Consider the following 6302-nt stretch of genomic DNA (forward strand, 5'->3'; position numbering starts at 1 on the left):
GGGGTCAGGCCGGGGTCGGGTGGTCCGACTCGGCGCGGCGCTGGGCGAAGGCGGCGAACGCGGTCAGCGACTCCGGGTTGGCCAGGGCGCCCTTGGCCGCGGCGCGGTCCACCGGGGTGCCGGTGAGGATCTTCTTGACCGGCACCTCCAGCTTCTTCGCCGACAGGGTGCGCGGCACCGCCCGGACCTGGTGGATCTCGTCGGGGACGTGCCGCGGCGACAGCGCGGTCCGCAGCTCCCGGCAGATCTTCTTCCGCAGCGCGTCGTCCAGCTCCAGGCCCTCGGCGAGCACCACGAAGAGCAGCAGCTCGCCGGCGCCGCCCTCGTCGTCCTCCAGGTGCACCACGACCGAGTCGACCACCTCGTCGAGCCCCTCGACCACCGAGTAGAACTCGGCCGTGCCGAGCCGGACGCCGCCCCGGTTGAGGGTGGCGTCGGAGCGGCCGGTGATCACGCAGCCGCCGCGCTCGTTGACGGTGATCCAGTCGCCGTGCCGCCAGACGCCCGGGTAGACCTCGAAGTACGCCTCCCGGTAGCGGGAGCCGTCGGTGTCGTTCCAGAAGCCCACTGGCATGCTCGGCATCGGCTCGGTGATCACCAGCTCGCCGAGCTGGCCGATCACCGGCGTGCCGTCGGCCGAGCGGGCCTCCACCTTGGCGCCGAGCGCCCGGCAGGTGATCTCCCCGGCGTGCACGGGCAGCAGCGGCACGCCGCCGACGAAACCGGTGCAGACGTCGGTACCGCCGGAGAGCGACTGGAGCTGGAGGCGGTCGCCGACGGTCTCGTAGACCCAGGTGAAGCCCTCGGCGGGCAGCGGGGCGCCGGTCGAGCCGACCCCGCGCAGCGCGGACAGGTCGGCGATCTCCTTGGGGATCAGCCCGGCCTTGCGGCAGGCCAGCAGGAACGGCGCCGAGGTGCCGAAGTAGGTGGTGCCGGTCTCCGCCGCCAGCCGCCAGAGCGCGCCGAGGTCCGGGTGGCCCGGGTTGCCGTCGAACAGCACGATCGTCGCGCCCACCGCCGGCCCGGAGACCAGGAAGTTCCACATCATCCAGCCGGTGGTGGTGAACCAGAAGAAGCGGTCGGTCGGGCCCAGGTCGTGGTGCAGGGCCAGCATCTTCAGGTGCTCCAGCAGGATGCCGCCGTGACCGTGCACGATCGGCTTGGGCAGGCCGGTGGTGCCGGAGGAGTAGAGCACGTAGAGCGGGTGGTCGACGGGCACCGGCGTGAAGGCCAGCGGCTCGTCGGTCTCCGCCGCCAACTCGGCCCACGACAGCGCGCCCTCCGGGGGCGCTCCGGCCGGGTCGAGGTAGGCGATGCCGACGGTGTGCCGCAGGGACGGCAGGGCGGCCCGGATCGCGGCCACCTCGGCGCGCCGGTCGACCGGCTTGTCGCCGTAGCGGTAGCCGTCGACCGCCACGAGCACCGTGGGCTCGATCTGCTGCCAGCGGTCCGTGACGCTGCGGGTGCCGAACTCGGGCGCGCAGGAGGAGAAGATCGCGCCGAGGCTGGCGGTGGCGAGCAGCAGGACGTAGGTCTCCGGGATGTTCGGCGCGTACGCCGCCACCCGGTCGCCCTGCCCCACGCCGAGCCGGCGCAGGCCGGCCGCCACCCGGCGGACCTGGTCGCGCAGCTGCGCGGCGGTCAGCGTCTCCGGGGCGCGGGTCTGCCCGTGCGCGATCACCACCGGGTCGTCGTCGGCCCGGCCGGGCATCCGCAGCACGTTCTCGGCGTAGTTGAGGGTGGCGCCGGGGAACCACCGGGTGCCCGGCATGGTCCGGTCGGTGAGCGTGGCGGTCGGCGGGGTGTGCGCGACCACCTCGAAGTAGTCCCAGATCGACCGCCAGAAGGCGTCCAGGTCGGTCACCGACCACTGCCACAGCGCGTCGTAGTCGGCGAACTCCAGCCCCCGGTGCTCGGCCAGCCAGCGCAGGTAGTCGCCGATCCGGGACCGCTCACGCACGTCGGCCGGCGGCGTCCACAGCACGTCACCCACTGTTCCACCCTCCCTGAGGCCCGTCACCACACTGTGCATGGGCCGTGGCGCCATCTTGCCCTACCTCGCCAGGCCATTCTCCGTACCGGGTGCCGGTGACGGGGCGTGGCCGGCCCACACGCCCGGGCCCCCCGGGGTGTGGGCCGGCGTCCCTCAGCCGGCGCGGTGGGCCTGGATCGCCCGGCGGCGGGCCAGCCGGTGGGCCCGGCGGATCTCCGCCTCCCGGTAGCGCCGCTCGTCCTCCGGCGTCTCCGGCAGCACCGGCCGGACCGACCGCGGCGCGCCGCCCACGTCCACCCCCACGAAGACCAGGTACGCCGTGGCGACCCGGACCGGCTCGTCCTCGGCCGAGTCCCAGCGCTCGGCGACCACCTTCACCCCGACCTCCATCGAGGTGTTGCCGGTCCAGTTCACCTGGGCGTGCGCGTGCACCAGGTCACCGACCCGGACCGGCTCGGAGAAGACGATCTCGTCGATGGAGGCGGTCACCGCGGTGCCGCCGCTGTGCCGGGCGGCCGCCGCGCCGGCCACGTCGTCGACGAACTTCATCAGTACCCCACCGTGAACGGTCCCGTACAGATTGACATCGACAGCGGTCATGATGCGACTCAGCGTGACGCGCGAGTACGAAGTCGGCTTGCCCGGAGGGGCGGCGGGGTGATCTGTCATGCCGGAAACGGTACGGTGCGCGGATGCGACATCTCTGGAGCTTCCTCGCCGGGTTGGTGGTGGCGCCCGTCACCTGGGTGCTCGTCACGCTCGGTCAGGACGGATCTGGGCGCACCGTGCACCGCTGGGTGGAGATCGGTACGTACAGCACGCCCAACCTGATCGAGCCGGCCGTGTACCTGGGCGTCGCCGGCGTCCTGCTCGGCCTGCTCGGCACGCTGCGCTTCTCGCCGCTCGGCCCCGCCGTGGCCGGGCTGCTGCTCGTGGTCCCGTACCTCGGGCTGTTCGTGGCACCGTTCGACGTCCGCGACCGGATCCCCGAGGACTGGAAGATGCTCGGGGACCCGCTGCCGCTGCGCCAGCCGCTGGAGAACGGCACGCTGTTCCTCATCGGCGTGCTGCTGCTGATGGCCGTGTTCAGCGGCCAGCGGTGGCGACAGCGGCCGGCCGGGCCGGCCGAGGCGGAGCTGACCCCGGCCGGCACGCCCGTCGAGCACAGCCCCTCGCTCGGCGACTGGCCTCCGGCGGACCCGAACAAGGACCCGACGAAGGACGGCGACACGACCCCGCTCCCGCTGGCCTATCCCGACACCCCCACCGAACCCCTGCCCCGCCGCACCGGCGGCGAGTCGCCGTGGTCCGCGCCCCCGCGCGCGACCACCCGACCGGAGGGCACCACCGAGACCCGTTGACGACCGCGGGCGGGCCGGTCACCCGGCCCGCCCGCCCGATCGTCGCCGGTACGGGTCAGCCCTTGAGCAGCTGGCGCGCCATGACGATGCGCTGCACCTGGTTGGTGCCCTCGTAGATCTGGGTGATCTTGGCGTCCCGCATCATCCGCTCGACCGGGTAGTCCCGGGTGTAGCCGTAGCCGCCGAGCAGCTGCACCGCGTCGGTGGTGATCTCCATGGCGGCGTCCGAGGCGAAGCACTTGGCTGCCGCGCCGAAGTAGGTCAGGTCGGCGTCGCCCCGCTCCGACTTGCCGGCGGCCGTGTAGGTGAGCTGCCGGGCCGCCTCCAGCTTCATGCCCATGTCGGCGACCATGAACTGGATGCCCTGGAAGTCGGCGACCCGCTTGCCGAACTGCTTGCGCTCCTGGATGTAGCCCTTGGCATAGTCCAGCGCGCCCTGCGCGATGCCGACCGCCTGGGCGGCGATGGTGACCCGGGTGTGGTCCAGGGTCCGCATCGCGGTGGCGAAACCGGTGCCCTCGGCGCCGATCATGCGGTCGGCCGGGATCCGGACGTTGTCGAAGTAGACCTCGCGGGTCGGCGAGCCCTTGATGCCGAGCTTCTTCTCCGGCGCGCCGAAGCTCACCCCGGCGTCGGCCTTCTCCACCACGAAGGCCGAGATGCCCTTCGAGCGGGCTGTGGGATCCGTCACAGCGAAGACCGTGTAGTACTCCGAGACGCCCGCGTTGGTGATCCACCGCTTCACGCCGTTGAGCACCCAGTGGTCGCCGTCCCGGACCGCCTTGGTGGTCATCGACGCGGCGTCGCTGCCCGCCTCCGGCTCGGAGAGGCAGTAGGAGAACATCGCGTCGCCGGCCGCCACCGGGGTCAGGTACTTCCGCTTCAGCTCCTCGGAGCCGGCCAGGATGAGCGGCATGGTGCCCAGCTTGTTCACCGCCGGGATCAGCGAGGAGGAGGCGCAGGCGCGGGCCACCTCCTCGATCACGATGGCGGTGGCCAGGGCGTCCGCGCCCGCGCCGCCGTACTCGACCGGGATGTGCGGTGCGTGGAAGTCGGCGGCCCGCAGCGCGTCGTAGGACGCCTTCGGGAACTCACCCGTCTCATCCGCCTCGGCGGCGTGCGGAGCGACCTTCGCCGCACAGACCTCCCGGACCGCCTCCCGGATCGCCTCGTGCTCCTCCGGCAACCGGTAGACGTCGAACGACTGCTCTGCGGGCATGTCGGCCCTCCCCTTTCACCGCTATCATGCGCAGTCTGTGGCGCCCGGAAGGCTGCCGACTGCCGCAGACTGAAGGATAGCCACCAGGGTTCAGCCGGACCTTACCGGCGGGTAGGCTCGCGCACGAGCGACGGCGACAGGCCACAACTACCCTCACACAAGACGAGAGAGTTCCCTCGGTGCCGGCCCTGGCGCCCCAGCCGAACGCGACGCGAGGAAGCGCCGCCAGTGCGAGCGGAGAAAACAGGCGTGACGATCCCGTACCCGAACACCCAGCCGATGCCCGCCATCGCCGCGGTGACGCCGCCCTCCGGCGCGGCCCGACCCCGGGTGACCTTCCTAGGCACCGGCTACCTCGGCGCGACGTACGCCATCTGCTACGCCGAGCTGGGCTACGAGGTCCTCGGCTTCGACGTCGACACGGACAAGATCGCGAAGCTGAACGCCGGCGAGGTGCCGATCCACGAGCCCGGCCTGGACGAGCTGCTCCGCCGCAACCTGGCCGCCGGCCGGCTCCGCTTCAGCACCGACATCCAGGAGACCGCCGACTTCGGCGACGTGCACTTCATCTGCGTCGGCACCCCCCAGCGGGCCGACGGGATGGGCGCCGACCTGTCGTACGTCGAGGCGTCGGTCACCAGCCTCGCCCAGCACCTGACCCGCAAGGCGCTGATCGTCGGCAAGTCCACCGTGCCGGTGGGCACCGCCGAGTGGGTGGAGCAGCTCGTCGGCAAGCACACCCCGGCGGACCTGGGCGTCGAGGTGGCCTGGAGCCCCGAGTTCCTCCAGGAGGGCTTCGCCGTCGACGACGTGCTGCGGCCCAACCGGATCGTCGTCGGGGTCAAGAGCGAGTGGGCCAACGGCATGCTCTACGCCGCCCACAAGGGCGTCTTCGACCTGGCCGCCACCGAGGACCGCGAGGTGCCGCTGGTGGTCACCGACTTCGCCACGGCGGAGCTGGTCAAGGTCGCCGCGAACGCCTTCCTGGCCACCAAGATCTCCTTCATCAACGCGATGGCCGAGGTCTGCGAGGCCGCCGGCGGCGACGTCACCCAGCTCGCCCGCTCGATCGGCTACGACCCCCGGATCGGCAACCGCTTCCTCCAGGCCGGCCTCGGCTTCGGCGGCGCCTGCCTGCCCAAGGACATCCGGGCCTTCCAGGCCCGCGCCCAGGAGCTCGGCGCCGGCGAGGCCCTGCGCTTCCTGCACGAGGTGGACCTGATCAACCTGCGCCGGCGGACCCGGGTGATCCAGCTCGCCGCCGACCTGCTCGGCCGCCGCTCCGGCCCGGCCGGTCCGGACCTCTCCGGCACCCGGATCGCCGTGCTCGGCGCCACTTTCAAGCCCAACACCGACGACGTCCGGGACGCCCCGGCCCTGGCCGTCGCCGCGCTGCTCGGCAAGGCCGGCGCCGACGTGCACGTGTTCGACCCGCAGGGCGTGGAGAACGCCCGCCGGGCCGTGCCCGAGCTGACCTACGAGGCGACCATGAACGACGCCGTCCAGGGCGCCGACCTGGTCTGCGTCCTCACCGAGTGGGCCGAGTTCCGCAACGCCGACCCGGTCGCCCTGGGCGAACTGGCCAACGGCCGCAAGGTGGTCGACGGCCGCAACTGCCTGGACTCCACACTGTGGACGCAGGCCGGATGGGAGTACCGCGGCATGGGCCGCCCCTGACACCGTGCAAGCGTCGGCCGGCCGGCCGACGCTTGCACGGTGTCAGGGGCGG

General features: G+C 72.4%; 5 protein-coding genes. 2 read left to right on the plus strand and 3 right to left on the minus strand.

Going from position 1 to position 6302, the window contains the following annotated elements; translation table 11 throughout:
• Window positions 1-4 precede the first annotated feature (4 nt).
• Both NFX44_RS28205 and NFX44_RS28210 read right to left on the minus strand, forming a co-directional pair.
• The gene (locus NFX44_RS28205; RefSeq protein WP_262286631.1) at window positions 5-1993 is read right to left on the minus strand and encodes an acetoacetate--CoA ligase; all 1989 of its coding nucleotides are present in this window, start codon (window positions 1991-1993) and stop codon (window positions 5-7) included.
• A 153-nt stretch (window positions 1994-2146) separates the two neighbouring features.
• Window positions 2147-2662 carry an acyl-CoA thioesterase gene (locus tag NFX44_RS28210; RefSeq protein ID WP_262286632.1) on the minus strand — a complete coding sequence of 172 codons (516 nt, stop codon included), beginning with the start codon at window positions 2660-2662 and terminating at the stop codon, window positions 2147-2149.
• Between the two features lie 23 nt (window positions 2663-2685).
• Here NFX44_RS28210 and NFX44_RS28215 point away from each other — a divergent pair, with 23 nt between their 5' ends.
• Window positions 2686-3354, plus strand: coding sequence for a hypothetical protein (locus NFX44_RS28215; RefSeq protein ID WP_262286633.1), 669 nt, complete (start codon window positions 2686-2688; stop codon window positions 3352-3354).
• Window positions 3355-3409: 55 nt separating this feature from the next.
• Here NFX44_RS28215 and NFX44_RS28220 read toward each other — a convergent pair whose 3' ends face one another.
• On the minus strand, window positions 3410-4573 hold the full coding sequence (locus NFX44_RS28220; protein ID WP_262286634.1) for an acyl-CoA dehydrogenase family protein: 1164 nt from the start codon (window positions 4571-4573) through the stop codon (window positions 3410-3412).
• A gap of 249 nt (window positions 4574-4822) precedes the next feature.
• Between NFX44_RS28220 and NFX44_RS28225 the strand changes: the two genes are divergently transcribed.
• The gene (locus NFX44_RS28225; protein WP_262286635.1) at window positions 4823-6250 is read left to right on the plus strand and encodes a UDP-glucose/GDP-mannose dehydrogenase family protein; all 1428 of its coding nucleotides are present in this window, start codon (window positions 4823-4825) and stop codon (window positions 6248-6250) included.
• Window positions 6251-6302 lie beyond the last annotated feature (52 nt).

This window comes from Micromonospora sp. MA102, from assembly GCF_025460765.1.
In the GTDB taxonomy this organism is placed as follows: Bacteria; Actinomycetota; Actinomycetes; order Mycobacteriales; family Micromonosporaceae; genus Micromonospora; species Micromonospora halotolerans.